Source organism: Paenibacillus aurantiacus, from assembly GCF_042431225.1.
GTDB lineage: Bacteria > Bacillota > Bacilli > Paenibacillales > Paenibacillaceae > Paenibacillus_Z > Paenibacillus_Z aurantiacus.
The window spans coordinates 371287-389259 of sequence record NZ_JBHMDO010000015.1; the positions used below are offsets into that span (position 1 = coordinate 371287).

Sequence of the window (17973 nt, forward strand, 5' to 3'; positions counted from 1 at the left end):
TCCGAACATCGGGAGTCGACGGCCTCGCTTCGTATTGATCTCCTTGCGGCGCTATCGTTCTAATCGACCGAGCAAATTCCGCACCATCTGAACAGCCTCGGCACGGCTTGCCAATCCTTGCGGACGCAGCCTGCCCTCCGCATCGCCGTTGATCAAGCCCGCCCTTACAGCCACCCGGGCAGCATCCTTCGCCCAACCGCTAATACGATTTTGATCCTTGAACGCAGCCGCAGTCTCGTCCGCCTCATTTGGAATGTTACTCCGTTCAAGCGCTTTGACCAGAATAACGACCATCTCTTCGCGCGTGATCGGGCTCAGCGGGCGGAAGCGCTTCGCCTGATCGCCTCGAACCAGACCAGCTTCATAGGCGGCAGCCGCTTCATCCGCGTACCAGGCGCTGGACGCCACGTCGCTGAACGGCGCCGCGCCGGACGCCTTGAGATCGAGCGCCTTCGCGACCATCGCGATAAACTCCGCGCGCGTAAGCTTCTTCTCCGGCGCGAACGCGTTGTCCGATACCCCTTGCACGATCTGACGGGCCGCCAACTGCTGAATGACGCCGTATGCCCAGTGCTTGGCGGATACATCCGCGAACGTTTTCTTCCAGGTCAGGACGCCGTACAGGCTAAAGTGACGCACTTCCGCTATTAGCGCATCCCCGTTCCGGCGTCCTTTCTTATACGCGACCGTGCCGTTATCTGCGATGTAGTACACATTCGTCAGGTCCGGATTAACATCCGAGTTCACCTGCAGCGAAAGCGAGATCGGTTCATCGAAATTTCTGAGGAATATCATCTTGCCGTCCTTGCCCGTTACGGACAGACTCAGTTCATAAGCGGCACCGGCGACGGCGAATTCTACTCCGCCACCGGCGATACGCCGCAATACGTCTTCCGCCGATATCAGCTTGATGTCAAGGGTGACGACAGCCCCTTCTTCCTGTCCGGCTGGAAGTAGCGCGACCAGCTGCTTGATCACGGCCATTGGAATCGGTACTTCGACGCCTGCAGCCCGGATCGCTACACCTACGATGTCGCTCCGCCGAGTGACGCTAGCCGGAAACTTGACCGTTTCCGCGCCGCCGGCGCTTAGCCGGAGCCATTTGTCTACCGGCGCCGGCAAGGCGGACTCCGTAAATTCAATCGTCTTGGCCAAAGAAGACGCCTCCGTCTGTCCTCCCGGCAATGCCGCGCTTCCGCCAGCGCCGCCTCCGATGCCGCCCATACCGCCGCCGCCGCCAGCGCCGCCGCCCGGATTACCGCCAATGCCGCCCTGATTGCCCCCGGCATTCACGGTGACGGACTGTCTAAGCTTCGTCTGTTCGTTCGGCCCCGTCGGAATCGACATCTCCACCAGATAACTGCCGGCAGGGAGCGCTGTACCTAACTTCTCGTCTCCCGATATTGCGAAGCCGCTGTCCTCATACACGATAGCGCCCTGAGCATCCTTCACCGTCAACGTTCCGAACACGCTGCTATAAGCGTAAAATTCACCTTCGTACGGATAAGTGGTTTGCGCCGCGGCACGAGCCCCTCCCAAAGGACCTGTCGGGAACCGCATATATTCGCGCATTACCGTGATGGATTCAACCTGCAGTCCGCCGCTCATAAGCTTAGGGGATATCGTCAGATAATAACCCTTGCCCGCCTCGTAAGACTGTGCGATCTGCAGCGAGGACGCCTCCTCTACGACTGTACCGTAGAACGGCAGCGTCTCGTCCCGTTGGATGTCCATCTCTTCGGAACGCCAACTGTACAGCCACGGCGATTCGTTTGCGTCGATGCGGATCGTTTCGAATTTCAGCCGCTGCGTTCCTGGCGTTACGCGCAATTGATTAAACAGCTTCCGAGGATCATAGCTGCTGATCCCAATCCTCGGCCTCTCATAACGTTCCACATCGAAATTCACGAAGCTTTTGCCATTTTGCAGTTTCACGCTATGCAGCGGTTTATTCGCTACGTCAAACTTTCCGGACGCGCTGTTCCATACCGCTTCTTTATATAAGCCATATGCCTCTGTGCTTATCGCCCCGCGCGCGCCTATGTACCACGCGATGCGCGGCACGTTCGTAATGATATCCCGTCGTTCGTCTGCAGCAAACGCGAAGGCGGCATCCGCGCCATGGGCCGGAATAACGACCTCCATTTTCATGACTTGGTTGAATGCGTCCCAATCGGCCATATCGCTGCTGCCGAGGCGGTTACCTTCCCCGACCTTGATGCTGCCTAACTTGAGCAGTTCCCCGCCCTTCAGCGTGTGCCGCGTGTAATATTGGATGCGTTGTCCGGTCCGACTCGCCAATAGGCCATAAAGATGGAGCGTATAAGTCTTGTCCGCTTGGATCTGCTCGAAATCCCGAATGACGAGATCGTTCTCGTCAATGCCGCCGTAGATCGTCTCCTCGCCCGGCGAACGAATTTCAACGCCCCCATTCCAATTGACGACAACCGGATACTCATCGGTTCCCACCAGCGGGATGCGCTTCCCGCTGTTCGCATACTCGTTCACCAGCCTCACTTGGCCCCGGTAGGACTTCAGATCGTCCGGAAAAAGCTGATTGACGAGCTTTAACGTATAGGCGCCCGGAATATCGGGGGCTTGCACGTAAGCCGACTCGAACGAACTGGCAAAGATCGGCTCGCCCACCTGCACATTATTCGCATCGTACAACCGATACTCCAATACCGGCGTCAGTCCAGCGCTCCATGCAGACGATCCGGCCGATAGCGCCGTCGCCTGATAGGCAAGAAGGCCTTCCTTCGTCTCCGAAACGGTCATCAATTGCGTATCGCTTCCCACGGCGGCCTCGAATTGAATGCCGCCGTTCGCCGCGATGCCGGGAGGCGCACCGCCGATCCGACTGACGGCGTACAAATTGGCGCGCTGTTGTTGCTCGTCGTAGTAATCGGTATACACCTTCTGGTTGACGCCTCCGGCTTGGAGCGTGCCCTGACTGTCCAAGCGGTTGTCCCGTTCGCCCACGGCATATCGGATGTCCTGCTGGATATCGAATGCATCCGACTTGAACGTATACCGGTATTCCCCGTTCGTCACGCTGTAGTAAGCCGTCGCGCTCGAACCTTTGTTTACCTTATAGACGGCCGCCTCCACTCCGTTCAAATACCGGGAAGACACCACCTTAATGGCGGCATCATCGGCGTTTGCCGGAGGAGTCAACCGAACCATATCTCCTTCAAGCGTAACGTTAAGTTGCTTCGCGCCTCTTAGATGTGCTTCTCGCTCCAAATAGTAGCCCGTATCAGACTGCTCGTCGTACAGATTCGCGATCGCCTTCACCCGCTGGCTGGTCTGCGCGTACACGACCGCTCGCCCGCTCCCGTCGAAAGGCAGCAGGATCGGCCAACTCGTCTGTGCATCATCGCCGCCGATAATCGACAGCAATAGAGCGTCATTGCCGTCTGCGTTGGCAGAGGAAAAGGTCACCCGGGTCAGCTGTTCGCCGCGCAGCACGATGTCCCCCTCGCCGGCGGTGATCGAACGATGATAGATAACCCTGCTCATCGGACTCTCGCTGCTGCCTGTTACGACAAGCTCGTACTGCCGGCCGGCTAGCAAGTATGCATTGGGCACGAAGAAGGCGCCCGGTTCAACCACTCCGGTCCTGTACACCGGCGCATAGCCGATTGAACTCGTTCCCGCCGCCCCGACCGTCCTTTTCTCGTAAACGAGTAACTGCCCGGCTTGAAGCGGATTGCCTGCTTCATTCTCCGCCCGAACCATCGTTCCGTTTAGCATGTCCGAATCCATGACCGCCACTTCGAACGCGCGCACGGCTGTCAGCGATTCGGTAAAGCCCGGGAAAGTCACGGTAGCGGTGAGCTGATAGGTCCCCGATGGTAGCGGCGGCTCGAAGCGTTCCGCGTATTGAAAGCGATAGTCTTCCGGGTCGGATAGCTCTTGAGACGAAACGATACGCCCTGCGGCATCACGGAGCACATATTCGGTATGGAAGCGCTCGGCGAGATTGCGCCCGCTCACGTCTCCCAGCTCGAAGTCCCCTCTGCGCACAGGCGTATAACCGTACACCTCGCCGGCGCTTGCCGATAATCGCTCGAATTGCATCTCAGGCTCGCCGAACAGGTAAGCCGTATCTTCCAATACGGTTCGCGAGTCGCTGTGCCAGTGTACGGTTTGTTCCTCCAACTGCTCATCCATGCTGACTTGATACGCGCCGCGAACCGCCCGTATTTTCTTCGTTCCAATCGGGAAGCGAAAGTAGGCGCCCTCGGTATTTACCTGAAATTCAAACGCTCCTGCGACAGGCAATTGCATGCTTACGGCATCGTGAACCAAGTCTTGTTCCGCGAATCGAAGCGTCATCGCCTCATTGACCCGGATCGAATTCCGCTGAATATAGCCGACTCCCGCCTTCAGGGCGCTCCATGCATAATCCAGCTGCCTCGGTGCCGTGAATAGCGTATAGCCATCGGGATGACGGAAATAAATATTTCTACTCCCTTCCTTAAACATCGCATAGGCTAAATCAAAATTTTGATAGTCTTGCAGCTCATCGCGATTCAAACGGACCTTGACGGCTGAGGAGGAGACTTCCCAGCTCCTTTTATCCGCAAGCTCTTCATAGGACAACACCGCTTCATCCACATAATAAAGATTCTCGCCGCCATTCGTTGAGCGCAGCGATACCGCAAGTACAATCCGGTATCGGCCGTCGGGGTCCCATTCGATCGCAGACCCAAATTCAAATGTCCCGTTCAAGGCATTATAAGGCAGATAGCCGACGGAAGCGTACGCGCCTTCTTCAACCATCTTCTGTATATACGCCTGGGTATCGTAAACCTTGTATCCATCGGGCGTCGCGAACTTCACGGCTCCCGGTCCTTCGTAGTCTGACATCGTCGAGCCCGCTCCCGCCAGGCCATCGGCCGCCGTCGTTAGCGGAAGCTGTTGCGCCTGATCGGCTGCAATCGTGCCCGCCGCAACCCCCTCATCCGCGGCTGCCGTCGATACGCTCCCCGTTAATAGCGCAGCTGTTAACACAATCGCCCACAATCTCTTCCCCATGTTCAAACGCCTCTCCCTTGCCTTATGACTAATGTATTCGGCTAGCTTCTATTACGATTAGAAAATATTTCTATCATCGACAAGTATAATAAAATGATTGACAAAAACAAACAAAAAATTGAAGGAATCGATATTTTTTGACAAAAAGTCCCCACGCCTCCCCCAACGCAACCGCAACAAAAAAATCCCGGCCATTAAGGCCGGGATGACACTCCATTACCTGCAGCTATTCTTCGTACTTCACGATAATATCGTCCAACTCGCTGGCATGCTCATGGCTTGCCGCGATAATCTCCTGGTCGACCGGATTCTCGCCTTGAATGGCGGTGCCTGCTTTGATCTGGCGGTCCAGCTGTTTCTCAGCTTGACCCAACCCCAGCGCGCCTTGATGGCCTCTGCTTGATGTCATGCGCTTCTCCCTGCCTTTGCACGTGGTGTGCGGCATCGCTTCTTGCCTTGCCGCCTCCTATACCGTGCGCCATCCCGGGTTCATTTATGCCGCGCGCCTCACTCCCACGGATATTTCGTCAACAGATAATCGGCGAACTTCTTGCTCTCCGCTCGACGGTGCTTACGCATCTGCGCCCGCTCGTCCGCCGTCTCGTACAGCTTCTTCTCCTCTTCCGTCTCCGGCACGATCTGCGGCACCTCGATCGGCCGGTTGTCGTCGCCGAGCGCGACGAACGTCAGGAATGAGGTCGCGGCGATTTTGCGTTCGCCGCTGCGCAAATCTTCACGGATGACTTTCACGAAAATCTCCATTGACGTGCGGCCCGTATACGTGACGAACGATTCCAGCGATACGGAATCGGTCTGCCGGATCGGCTGCAGGAAATCCACGGAATCCGTGGAAGCAGTAACCGCCGATACCCGGCACAGCTTCGACGCGGAGATGGACGCGATATCGTCGATATAGGACATCAATTTGCCGCCGAAGAGCGTATCGTGATTGTTGACGTCCGTCGGGAACACGCGGGCGACCTTAAAGCATCTTGTTTCACGCACAAACTTTTTCTCCATCCAAAATCCCCGCCTTCTGCCATTCTCAGTTGCTAGCATTGTACCCTACGACATGTCCGGGTATGCATGACGTAACGCCGCCGCGTAAGGGCCAACCGATCTCGCACGAGAACACCATGATGGTGCATGCGGCTTCGTTAGAGCTGACGATAACGCCGCTCGGTAGGAAATGGCTAGAATAGTTGGAAGTCGCCGCTTGACACAAGCACATATGTTCGCTATTATAAAGTCAATCATAACCACTACGAACGGAAGCACCGGAGCGTAAGGGCCACTGCCCTTGCCTTCCGGTGCTTTTTTGCGTTCGCAGCTATTTAAGGAGGCTAATAAGATGATCCATCGCAACGCGCCTTACGCCCCATCCTTCCACTTGTCGCTGCTATTCGCTTCCATCCTGTTGCTGCTGACGCTATCCGCTCCGCTTGCCGTCTCGGCCCTCTCGCTGACCGAGAGCGCGAAGTCCGCGCTGGACAAGACCGCCGCCGAAGCCGATACGGCGACCCGCGGCAAGCTGCAGTCCGGCTGGAACGAACTCGTCTTGCTCGAACGCCAGCAGGAGCAGCAGGATGAACGCATCGACGCTTTTCACTACCGGAATACGGATGCGCTGGCGGCCGTTCGCAAGTCGATCCGAGAGATCGGCCAATCGCGCATCGCGAAGCTAGAGCAAGAGACTGCCGCCAAGAAGAAGCAATATGAGCCGCTCTTCGCCAGCTACAGCTCGGTCGGCCAACAGCTAGCGCTCGCCCGGCAGATCGGCAGCAAGACCGCGGCTTCGCTGCTGAAGGCGCAGCAGGATGCCATGAAGCCGGCCGTCCAGCTGGCCAAGCTCGATATTCGGGCCAAGCAGGAAGCGCTTGCCGCCGCCAAAGCGCAAGTCGCGAAGCAGATCAAGCTGGCGCGCGAGGTGCTCGAGGGGATCGACCCGCTCAATACACGCATCCAGGCTTACAAAAGCGCCATGCGCACGCCCAAGAAGCATCTGTCGACGGCATGGAGCAACTTTACTTCCGCCGCTCGCAAGAAGAACGCGGCGGGCGCGCTCGCGGGATTAACCGCAACGCTTCAGTTATCTCGCCAAATCTTGGAGCAGAAGAAAGAGGTAGCCGCGTGCGAGGAGCGCATCTATGCCGTTATACTTCGCACGAAAACACAAATTCCGGCAGCCTGACAGCGGCTTGGCCTCCCGCCCGGTCGGCTAATGCGGCCAGTCGCGAGGTGCTTGCCCGAAGCGAGCGCTTGTCCGAGCTGCGGGGACAACCGTCGACAGCTTACTCTTTTCATTTTGCGCCGGCGGCAGTAGAATAGATGAACTGTCTGTTTAATCGCATCTTAGGAGAGAGTATTCAAGTGAAACCAACCGCACCGCCGATACCGACGATCGCACCCCTGCTTGTCGGCATGATTGCCATCTCGTTCGCGCCGATTTTAGTCCGTTATTCCGATGCCCCTGTATCCGTTCAGGGCATGTACCGGATGCTATTTACATTCTTGCTCATGCTGCCTTTTGGCGCCAAATATATGCCAGCCTTCAAACGGCTGACGCTGAAAGACTGGTGGCTGCTCTTCTGGGCTGGCTTCTTCCTGGCGCTCCACTTCCTATTATGGATGGCCTCGCTTACGTACACATCCATAGCCAGTTCGACGATTCTGCTATCGCTTGAGCCGGTGTTCGTCATGATCGGCACGTTCCTGATCTTCAAAGACCGGGCAAGCCGGCTTGCCGTTATCGGTATGGTCATCGCGCTGGCCGGCGCGATCATCGTCGGCTCTGGCGACATGAGCATCTCGCAGGAAGCGGTATTCGGCGACCTGCTGTCTTTCCTAGGCACCGTGGCCGTCGCGATCAACATGCTGATCGCCAAGCAGATCCTGACCCGCGTGCCCGCTTATCTGTACAGCTTGATCGTGTTCTTCTTTACCTTTCTTTGCTTCTTGGCCTACAACCTGTCCATGGGCATCGAGCTGACGGGGTATCCGCGCAAAGAGTGGGTGGTCTTCCTGCTGCTGGCCATCATCCCGACCGTGTTCGGCCATCTCGTCTTCAACTGGCTCATGCAATACGTCAAGGCGACGACGATCTCCATGTCGGTGCTGGCCGAGCCCATCGGCGCCAGCCTGCTCGGCATGCTGCTGTTCAGCGAGATGGTGTCCGGGATGCAATTGTTCGGCGGTGCCTTCATTATTTACGGTCTTTACCTATACTTGCGAGCGGAGAAAGCGGAAGCAGGCGCCTCGCCGCGGAAGGAGCCGGCGCCCACGCCCGGTCTTACTTCATCCGCCCCTCCTCCCTTAACCAAGGAAGGTTAGTGCCGCATGAATTCAGGTGCGAAGCTGTAGGTTTCGCCCAGCCACAGACAATAGACGAAAGGCAGGTCCGCTTTGCGGCCTGCCTTTCGCTTTTGGTATAGTCTCACGCCCGCGACTACACGTCATTGCCCGTCTTATCGCCCAGCCGCGGAATCTTGTCGTCGATGCGCTGCAGCAACGCGCCCTCGACCGCGCCTGGTTCCATCGGGCGGTAGAAGTAATAGCCCTGGATCAGCTCGCACCCGCTCTCACGCAGGAACCTTGCTTGCTCCCGCGTCTCCACGCCTTCGGCCAGCACGTCCAGACGGAACGACTTCGCCATCAGTATGATCGCTTGAATCATCGCCCGGTCCCGCTCGTCCGATCCAATCCCGCGCACGAAGTACTGGTCCAGCTTGATCTTGGTCACGGGGAAGCGCTTCAGATAGCTAAGCGAGGAGTAGTGCGTGCCGAAGTCGTCGATGGAGATGGCCACGCCGAGGCGTCGCAATTCTCTTAACGTCTCCAATTGCTCGTCCTTCATCGCCATATTCTCGGTAATCTCCAGCTCCAGGTCCGACGGATGAAGTCCTGTAGCCGCGAGCGCCGCCTGCACCTTGGCGACGATTTCCTTCTCGCGAAGCTGCCTCACTGATAAATTGACGGATACTTGCAGCGGGATGCCATAAGTCTGCTGCAATCGTTTCGTGTACCCGCACGCCTCGCGCAGCACCCACTCGCCTATAGCCGAGATCAGATTCAATTCTTCGGCGAGCGGAATGAATTGCGCCGGCGAGATATAACCGCGGCTCGTATGATTCCACCGCAGCAGCGCCTCGATACCGAACACCCGCTCCATCGCGCAGTCCACCTGCGGTTGATAATGTACCTCCAACTCGCCCCGCTGCATCGCTTCGCGCAAATGATTGCCCATCTCCAGCTTGAGCAGCGACTCCGTCTCCATCAGCGGCTCGAAAAACCGGTAATGGCCGCCGCCTTCGCGCTTCACTTGATACATCGCGATATCCGCCTTCATGAGCAGCGTGCCCTGGTCGGCGCCATCCTCCGGGTAGCGGGCAATCCCGATGCTCGGCGACATGTAAATGGATTGCCCCAGGATAACGAACGGCTCCTCGAACGCGGTCAATACCGTCTCCGCGGCAGCCTTTACTGCGCTTCGACCCATTTCCTCCGCCGGACCCGCCAGCAGAATGGCGAATTCGTCGCCCCCGAAGCGAGCGATCATCCGCGCATTCAGCCTTTTCGCCCGGATGCGACCCACGACCTCGATCAACATCTCGTCGCCTTTCTGATGGCCATAATTGTCGTTGATGGACTTGAAGCGGTCTAGGTCGAAGAACAACACCGCCGCCGACATTTCATCGCCGCCGGACAACGTCCGCCCGAGCTCCTTCAAGAAGGCAGCCCGATTGGACACATTGGTCAGCATATCGTGATAAGCCATATGGCTCAGCTTCTGTTCGGATTCGCGCAGCGCGTCGGCGTACTGATCGAGCAGTACGTATTGTTCGCGAAGTTCCCGCTCGCCGGACGCCAAATTCTCATTAATGGCGGCGAGTTCCTCATTGGATTCGCGCAGCTCCCGCGTCCGCCGATCGACCATCCTGCGCAGCGTGTCCCGCTGCCGCCAAATGCCCACGTACAGCAGCATGATCAGGACCAGCGCGAACAGCCCCATGCCCCGAACGATATCGGCCTGCCTCCCCGCCTCGCGCAGACTCTTCTCCGAGGGAGTGACGCCCATTTCCCATCGGTTGTCCATAAAGATGACGTCGCGCGCGAAATGTTTGCCGTCGAACAAAGCGTTATCGCCGTAGAAAGCCGGCTCCCCGGTCTGACGGATCGCCATAGGCGCTTCGCCTTCCCCGATTTGGGATTGCGCCAGCAGACGCTCCAGATCCAGCGATACCGAAATAAATCCCCAGAATTGTCCATGGCGGTATACCGCCTTGCGGGCGATGAGCGCGGTGTTGCCCTGAAGCAGCTTGACCGGTCCATAAATATGCATCTTCTTATCCGCTAAATCGTGCTGGATTTGCCGCTGAATCTCCGGTCTCGGATCCTCGAAGAAATTCCAGCCGACGATCGCCTCGTTCCCGGCCGTAGGATAAACGTAGGAAGCGATGCCCCTTGGCGCGATGATGAAATTAAACGCAGTGCTCCCGGAGGAATCGTAGAGCGTACGCAGAAAATTCGGCGTTAGCGATTCGATCGCCGCCTTCGGATAGGCATCATCGAACGAACGCACATAGGCGTCCAGGCTTGCCATCAGATCAAAATTGCGGTCGGCGACAGCCTGCAGCGTCATGCTTGCGGAGGCCAACTCGGCCTGCGTATCGCTATCGACGGCTTCAAGCAGCGATTTCTCGTACTGGCGCATGACCGATTCGCCCAACCATAGCAGCGTAAACAGCACCGCCGTCAGCAAGGCCAGATGCCGGTATATTTTCACGGCTCTCATCTCCTATAGTTAACCAGCTAGCCCGTATATCTATTGTCGAACGCAGCGGCGTCATTTTGAATAGCTGCGAGGAAAGTTATTCTGGAAGATCAACAGACGCCCCTCACTCTAACCGTTGGGCGAATGCCTGGATCTCCCGCGCGTACTCGCAAGCGGTTAGGCAACCGCATATATATAGGGGAATCCGACTTGATAAAAGGAGTAGAACGCATGGCAAATCCGGTATGGGGCGTCGATTCCGCGGCGCCCGTGAACCAGCAGCTGCTGGACTGCGTGAAGAGAGAGTTCGGTACCCCGAAAGTATGGGGCCGCTATATTAAAACCGTGCCTGGAGCCGCCGATGGCTTGACCGCGCAGGAGATATCGTTAATTAGAAGAAACGGGATCAAAATCTTGCCGATCTACAGCGACTTCCGCCAAGCGACCGGCTACCGGGAAGGCCAAACGGTCGCGCGCAACGCCATCTACCATGCCGGTCGGTTAGGCATTCCGAAGAATGTGGCCATATTCGCGAACGTCGAGCGGTTCTTCGCCGTGGATGCGGCCTGGATCCGCGGATGGGTCAACACGTTCTATGTTAGCGATTATAAGCCGGGTATCTATCACGACCCGATCGAAGGCGGTTTCAGCGCGGCTTACTGCGCGGCGCAAGCGGAAGACGAGAAGGTTCGCGCGCATACGATTCTGTGGAGCGCGGAGCCCGAACCCGGTGTCACCAAACCGTCCGAAGCCCCCGCATACAAGCCGCAGACGCCGCCATGCGAGGCTCATGTTTGGGCTTGGCAGTACGGACGCAATGCGGAATCATGCCCGATCGACACGAACCTGTTCTCGCCGCTTCTGATTCCCCATCTTTGGACTTAACTCCGTCGACGCATTAACGCGTCAATTTTACTAACACACTCGCGTCAACCAATACACCCATATATTTCTATATTTATGTTGTTCCATGACGCCCAATCGGGCGTCTTTTTCTCTATTAATCCCTTATATGAGTCATCATTTTACAATTTGTCGCATTTTGTAGGTGATATTGATCCTATTTTCTTATTTTTCGCTGAAAGTTTAGTATACCAATTCGAACCTATCTGCATTATGATAGATTTGTAAATATAGATAACATGAAGGGAAGGTTCTTGCATGCAACAACCTAACAAGAAGCGCCTCAGCTCGATGTTGGCGACCTCGCTGACATTCAGTCTGCTTGCCCTGCCATTCGGCGGCACGTTCGCAGAGGCGGCCGACGCCGGATCCACGCTGAAAATGCGGATCATGGAGACGACGGACATCCACACGAATATCATGAACTATGATTACTACAAGGATGCCGCATCTGATACCGTCGGTCTTGCTAGAACGGCCACGGTGATCAAAAACGCGCGCGCCGAAGTGAAAAACTCGTTCCTGGTCGACAACGGCGACCTGATTCAGGGCACGCCGCTTGGCACATATAAGGCGACGGTCGCTCCCCTGAAGGCAGGCGAGACGCACACCGTCTACAAAGCCATGAACCAGCTGGGCTACGATGCCGCTACTTTCGGCAACCATGAGTTCAACTACGGCTTGGACTACCTGGGCAACGCGATCAAAGGCGCCAACTTCCCTTATGTCAATGCAAACGTATACATCGACGACAAAGATACCAATCCGGACAACGACGTCAACAAGTTCGAACCTTATAAAATCATCGAGAAGAAATTCCTCGATGAATCGGGCAAAGAGCAAGTCGTGAAAATCGGCGTGCTTGGCCTTGTCACGCCGCAAATCACGACGTGGGACAAGACCTGGCTCGAAGGCCAAGTCATCGCCAAGGATATCGTCGCGACGGCGGAGAAATTCGTACCGAAGCTGCGCGAAGCGGGCGCCGACATCATCATCGCGATGACGCACTCCGGCTTCAACGGCAGCGCGACGGCCAACTCGATGGCTGAAGACGCGATTCTGCCGCTGAGCAAAGTGCCAGGCATCGACGCCATCACGTTCTCCCACACGCACAAAGTATTCCCGGCGGCAGACGTGAAGTCGCTTGACGCCCTGTTCAAAGACGCTTCCGGCAACGCGCTTCCGGGCGTAGACAATGCCAAGGGCACGATCAACGGCGTTCCGGCCGTGCAAGCCGGCTACGGCGGCAACAACCTCGGCCTGATCGACCTGACGCTAGAGAAAGCAGACGGCAAATGGAAAGTCGCGACTTCCCAATCGTCCACGCGCGCGATCTACGATTCGGTCGCGAAGAAGCCGAAAGTCGAGCTCGACCAAGCGATCGTGGACGCGGTCAAATCCGACCACGAAGCGACGATCAAATATGCGAACAGCCCGATCGGTACGACGACAGCGCCGATTCACAGCTACTTCGCGCTCGTGCAGGACGACCCTTCGATCCAAATCGTGACGAATGCCCAGAAGGCCTACGTTGCCGATTACGTGGCGAAGAACCTCCCGCAGTACAAAGATACGCCAATCCTATCCGTAGGCGCACCGTTCAAGGCAGGCCGCAACGGCGTCGAGGAATTCACGGAGATCAAAGCCGGTCCGCTGGCGATCAAGAGCGCAGGCGACCTGTATCTGTACGACAACACGCTGAAGGCGATTCTCGTCAAAGGCTCGGTCGTGAAAGAATGGCTCGAGATGACCGCGGGCAAATTCAACCAGATCGACCCGTCAAAGACGGAAGAGCAGCAGCTGCTTGACCCGCAATTCCAGGTGTACAATTTCGACGTCATCGATGGCGTCACGTACCAAGTCGACGTCACCAAGCCGGCCAAGTACAAATTCGACGGCACGCTGGTGAACGCGGATTCCAGCCGAATCGTCAACCTGAAGTACAAAGGCAAAGCCCTCGACCCGAACCAGGAGTTCATCGTTGTCACGAACAACTACCGCGCTGGCGGCGGCGGCAACTTCCCGGGCGTTAAGGGGAGCAAATACATCATCGACTCGCCGGACGAGAATCGCCAAATTCTGATGGATTACATCACGTCGCAGAAGGAAATCAACCCAACGGCCGACAACAACTGGTCGATCGCACCGATCTCCGGCAACGTGAACGTGACATTCACTTCGTCGCCTAAAGGCGCGGACTACGCCAAAGCAACGACGAACATTACGTACACGGGCAGAACCGACGAGAAAGGTTTCGGCATCTATTCCATCAACTTGAGCAAATCGTTCGCGGACGTGCCGGCTTCCCACTGGGCATCCGCATCGATCAACAAGCTGGCGGGCAAAGGCATCGTAACAGGCAAGACGGAGACAACGTTCGATCCGAACGCATCCGTCACCCGCGCGGAGTTCGCTACCCTGTTGGCCAAAGCGCTTGATCTGAAAGCAGCGGGCAAATCCTCGTTCAAAGACGTTGCAGACGGCAAATGGTTCACGCCATACGTAACGGCGGCGTTCGAGAACGGTCTTGTGAGCGGCGTCAGCAAGACGGAATTCGCGCCGGATCGGACGATCACGCGCGAGCAAATGGCGGTTATGGCCGCGAACGCGCTTGAACTGCAAGCCAAAGCAGAACTGAAAGCGGACAAAGCGGCTTCCTTCTCCGATAGCAAAGCGTTCAGCGCTTGGGCTCAATCGGCGATCGACCTCGTCGTCGACCGCGGCGTCATGAACGGCAGCGCCGGCGCATTCAAGCCGCAAGCTTCCACGACGCGCGCCGAAGCGGCGAAAGTCATCGACACGCTGACGACGGACATCTCCGTTCAGCTGCTCGGCATCAACGACTTCCACGGCCAGCTGGACTACAAGAAGGACGTGAAGGACGCTGCTGGTAAAGTAACGGCGACGCTCGGCGGCGCGGATTACCTGGCGACATACCTGAAGCAGCGCGAAGCGACGAACCCGAACACGCTGCTCGTGCACGCAGGCGACGCGGTAGGCGCTTCCGCTCCGGTATCGGCGCTGCTGCGCGACGAGCCGACGATCGACTTCCTGAACCGCCTTGGCTTCGACGCAGGCACGCTCGGTAACCACGAGTTCGACCGCGGCGCAACTGAAGCGCTCCGTCTAATCAACGGCGGCAAGAACCCGGACACGGGCGAGGAATTCGCGGGCGCGAACTTCCCTTACGTCGCGGCGAACGTCATCGGCGCAGACGGCAAACCGCTTCTCGATCCGTACGTGGTGAAAGAAGTTGGCGGCGTGAAGATCGGCTTCATCGGCGTCGTGACCAACATTACGCCATCGATCGTGAAAGCCGAGAGCATCAAAGGCGTTACGTTCGTCGAACAAGCACCGGTCGTGAACAAAGCCGTGGCCGAGCTGAAAGCTCAAGGCATCAAATCGATCGTCATCCTCGCGCACGATCCATTTGAAGGCAAAGCGGACGCGCCTACGGGCGAAGTCGTTGACCTGGCGAACGCGGTAGACGACGAAGTCGACGTGATCTTCGCCGGCCACAACCATGGCGGCCTGAACCAAGTCATCGACGGCAAAATCGTCGTCGAAGCGTACTCCTACGGTACGGCATTCGCGGACATCGACCTGTCGATCGACCGCGCGACGAAGAACATCAACGTCGCCAAGTCCAGAGCCGAGATCGTGGACGTGAAGCAGCAAGGCGTAACGCCGGATGCCGAAATCTCCGCCATGATCAAATCGTACCAAGAGAAGAACGCGCCGGTCATGAACGCGGCTGTCGGCAAGTCCGCTGCGGCAATCACCCGCGACGTAACGGCTGCCGGCGAATCCGCGCTCGGCAACCTGATCGCGGACGGCATGCGCGAAACGATGAAGACGGACTTCGCCTTCATGAACTCCGGCGGCATCCGCAACGATCTGCCGCAAGGCAACGTCACGTACGGCAACATGTTCAGCATTCAGCCATTCGGCAACGTGCTGATCAAGATGACGCTCACCGGCGCCCAAATGAAAGAGCTGATGAACCAGCAATGGGCGGGCACGTCCGCGAAGATCGGCCAAGTGTCCGGCTTCACGTACAGCTATGACCTGAGCAAGCCGGTCGGTTCCCGTATCGTCGACATCAAGAAAGCCGACGGCACGGCGCTGAAGGACGACCAAACGTATACGATCGTCGTGAACGACTTCATGGCGACGGGCGGCGACGGCTACACGGTGCTGACGAAAGGCACGAACCGCGAAGCAGGTCCGGTGGACCTCGACGCGACGATCGCCTACGTCAAATCCAAATTCGGCACGGCCGACATTACGGCGAAGACCGAAGGCCGCATTACGAAAATCGGCTAGTACGGCACGCCATCACCCCGTTCAACCGAAATCCCCGCAGGCAAGCTGGAGTTCCAGCCGCCGTGCGGGGATTTTTTTATGGAATGTTTAATCGGATTTAAGGTGCGTTTAATAGAAGACGGTTATGCTTTATTCATGGCAGCGCGTAATTGAAACGGTTCGTTATCCCCGCCGTATAACCAAACACTGCGCCCTCCTTTACGGATGTTTCCATAGCGTTGCAACCCAATCACGAACCATAACCGACGAGTTCTACATAAATCGAGAAGAAGGTGCTTTACCGATGAAATCCACCCGAATGATTATGGCCGCCTCTCTGGCAGCCGCCATCACCCTGAGCAGCGGCTTGCTATACGACCGCGGTTACGCAGCCGCCTTGGCGCCCATGCCGGTCAAGACGAAGCAGGCCGGCCAACCAAGCGCGCAGCAGCAAGCTCCGCACGCGGAGCAGCGTTTCCTGCAAGCCTTGGGCGCTTCCTCGGCGGAAGAAGTGCGCGAAGCGCTCTACAGCGGAGGTTCGCTGGCCGAGATCGCTTCCCGCGGCGGCGCGAGCGCCCAGCAGGTGGTCGATCTTCAGCTGAGCGAATTGGCGGACCAGCTGCATCAGCGGTACGCAGCCGGCAGCATTACGCTTGCCCAGTACGAGGCGCATCTCGCCGAACTGCCGGCACTCGTCACGGACAGCGTATTTGCCAAATACGCCTAAGTCAAGACCGATCGCGGCGCAGTCGCCCGCTTCCCTCAGGTTCCAATCGTGGCGACCCTAACACAAAAGCGGCTTTTCCAACTGTCCCAATTAGGGCGCGAGCTGGAAAAGCCGCTTTTTTGGCGTTATGAAGCCTAGAGCCGCACATCATTTATACAACCGGTATCGGCGCAGGATGCAGCTTTGGCGTTTAGAATCGGCCTGTCGATGGCGGCCGCTTCACGGGGATTTTGCCGCCCTGCACGTCCTCCTTCTCCTGTTCGGACAGTTCTTGCTCAATATCTTTCAGCTCCGCCTCTTGCTCGGCTGGCTTCTGGTCGTCGGACATCATTCGCACCTCCCTGACTCGGTTCTGCCTGCATCATACTACATGCGCATCCGCTTGCCATCACCCGTTTGGGGGAGGAGATGCCCTTGCAGCGCAAAAAAGCCTCCACAGCCGACTCGCGGCACTGAAGGCTTGATTGTATGCTCCGTTAGGGTCTATCATTCTCTTCCGGCTGCCAGCGGCTAATGCGCCGTTCGTACCGAGTCCGTCCCGGCCTCCCCGCCCGCGGCGCAGGCCGGACATGTTCCGTAGAACTCCAGCCGCACGAAGTCCACTTGATACCCTTGTTCCGTGTGCAGTAAATGCTGCAGCTGCCGGGCGTCTTTCACGTCCACGTCATAAATCTCGCCGCACGATTTGCAGTTGAAATGCGCATGCTCCTCCTGCGTCAGCTCGAAATGGCTCGACCGGTCGCCGTACGTCAGCTCGTTCACGATGCCCAGATCCTTCAGCATCTTCAGCGTGCTGTATACCGTCGTCTGGCTGACATAGGGAAACTTCTTCGACATGAGCGAATACACCTGCTCGGCCGTCGGATGCGACAATTGATACAACAGCGTAATGACCTCAACCCGTTGGGGAGTGAGGCGCAGCCCCTTCTCTTTCAGCCGTTCGAGTACGGCTTCCATGTCCATTGGCTCGTTCATTGCAGCTCCCCCTTTCACCTGATTTATATTCAGTATACGCGCTTGTAAATTTAATATCAATTAATAACGATTATAATCAAGAACTCAATATTGCCTAATCTCCACCTTGTAAGCGGATAACGCGCCGAATAGCCAAAAGCCGCGTCTTCCTGTACGTACAGTTTGACGCGGCTTTTTGGGTTATGAAGATGCGCTTGGCCGCAGCTGGAACCGGCCGGTCGTGCTCGAGCTAGCCTGCGCCGCCGCCAAG

11 protein-coding genes are annotated in these 17973 nt (G+C 57.2%); 5 read left to right on the forward strand and 6 right to left on the reverse strand.

Features of this window, described 5'->3' with window-relative positions; genetic code table 11:
- Positions 1-51 precede the first annotated feature (51 nt).
- The 3 genes from ACFFSY_RS08495 to ACFFSY_RS08505 form a co-directional block, all read right to left on the reverse strand.
- Positions 52-5043 (reverse strand): S-layer homology domain-containing protein, encoded by a 4992-nt coding sequence (locus ACFFSY_RS08495; RefSeq protein ID WP_377492779.1) that lies wholly within the window; start codon positions 5041-5043, stop codon positions 52-54.
- A gap of 226 nt (positions 5044-5269) precedes the next feature.
- Positions 5270-5452: a hypothetical protein gene (locus tag ACFFSY_RS08500; RefSeq protein WP_377492781.1), complete on the reverse strand. Its 183-nt coding sequence runs from the start codon at positions 5450-5452 to the stop codon at positions 5270-5272.
- A gap of 98 nt (positions 5453-5550) precedes the next feature.
- The gene (locus ACFFSY_RS08505) at positions 5551-6063 is read right to left on the reverse strand and encodes an acyl-CoA thioesterase (protein ID WP_377492783.1); all 513 of its coding nucleotides are present in this window, start codon (positions 6061-6063) and stop codon (positions 5551-5553) included.
- Positions 6064-6394: 331 nt separating this feature from the next.
- On the opposite strand from ACFFSY_RS08505, the gene ACFFSY_RS08510 reads away from it, so the two are divergent.
- Positions 6395-7234, forward strand: coding sequence for a hypothetical protein (locus ACFFSY_RS08510; protein ID WP_377492785.1), 840 nt, complete (start codon positions 6395-6397; stop codon positions 7232-7234).
- 179 nt (positions 7235-7413) lie between these two features.
- Positions 7414-8373 carry a DMT family transporter gene (locus tag ACFFSY_RS08515; protein WP_377492787.1) on the forward strand — a complete coding sequence of 320 codons (960 nt, stop codon included), beginning with the start codon at positions 7414-7416 and terminating at the stop codon, positions 8371-8373.
- 115 nt (positions 8374-8488) lie between these two features.
- Here the strand turns inward: ACFFSY_RS08515 and ACFFSY_RS08520 are convergent, their stop codons facing one another.
- Complete coding sequence (locus tag ACFFSY_RS08520; protein WP_377492789.1) at positions 8489-10825, reverse strand: bifunctional diguanylate cyclase/phosphodiesterase; 2337 nt, start codon at positions 10823-10825, stop codon at positions 8489-8491.
- A gap of 219 nt (positions 10826-11044) precedes the next feature.
- Here ACFFSY_RS08520 and ACFFSY_RS08525 point away from each other — a divergent pair, with 219 nt between their 5' ends.
- The 3 genes from ACFFSY_RS08525 (at position 11045) to ACFFSY_RS08535 (ending at position 16748) form a co-directional block, all read left to right on the forward strand.
- On the forward strand, positions 11045-11698 hold the full coding sequence (locus ACFFSY_RS08525) for a glycoside hydrolase domain-containing protein (protein ID WP_377492791.1): 654 nt from the start codon (positions 11045-11047) through the stop codon (positions 11696-11698).
- A gap of 276 nt (positions 11699-11974) precedes the next feature.
- Entirely contained in the window at positions 11975-16042 is a 4068-nt protein-coding gene (locus tag ACFFSY_RS08530; protein WP_377492793.1) for a bifunctional 2',3'-cyclic-nucleotide 2'-phosphodiesterase/3'-nucleotidase, read from the forward strand.
- A gap of 283 nt (positions 16043-16325) precedes the next feature.
- Positions 16326-16748 (forward strand): hypothetical protein, encoded by a 423-nt coding sequence (locus ACFFSY_RS08535; RefSeq protein WP_377492795.1) that lies wholly within the window; start codon positions 16326-16328, stop codon positions 16746-16748.
- Between the two features lie 190 nt (positions 16749-16938).
- On the opposite strand, the gene ACFFSY_RS08540 is transcribed toward ACFFSY_RS08535, so the two are convergent.
- The gene (locus tag ACFFSY_RS08540) at positions 16939-17079 is read right to left on the reverse strand and encodes a hypothetical protein (RefSeq protein WP_377492797.1); all 141 of its coding nucleotides are present in this window, start codon (positions 17077-17079) and stop codon (positions 16939-16941) included.
- 179 nt (positions 17080-17258) lie between these two features.
- Entirely contained in the window at positions 17259-17723 is a 465-nt protein-coding gene (locus tag ACFFSY_RS08545; RefSeq protein WP_377492799.1) for a Fur family transcriptional regulator, read from the reverse strand.
- Positions 17724-17973: the final 250 nt, after the last annotated feature.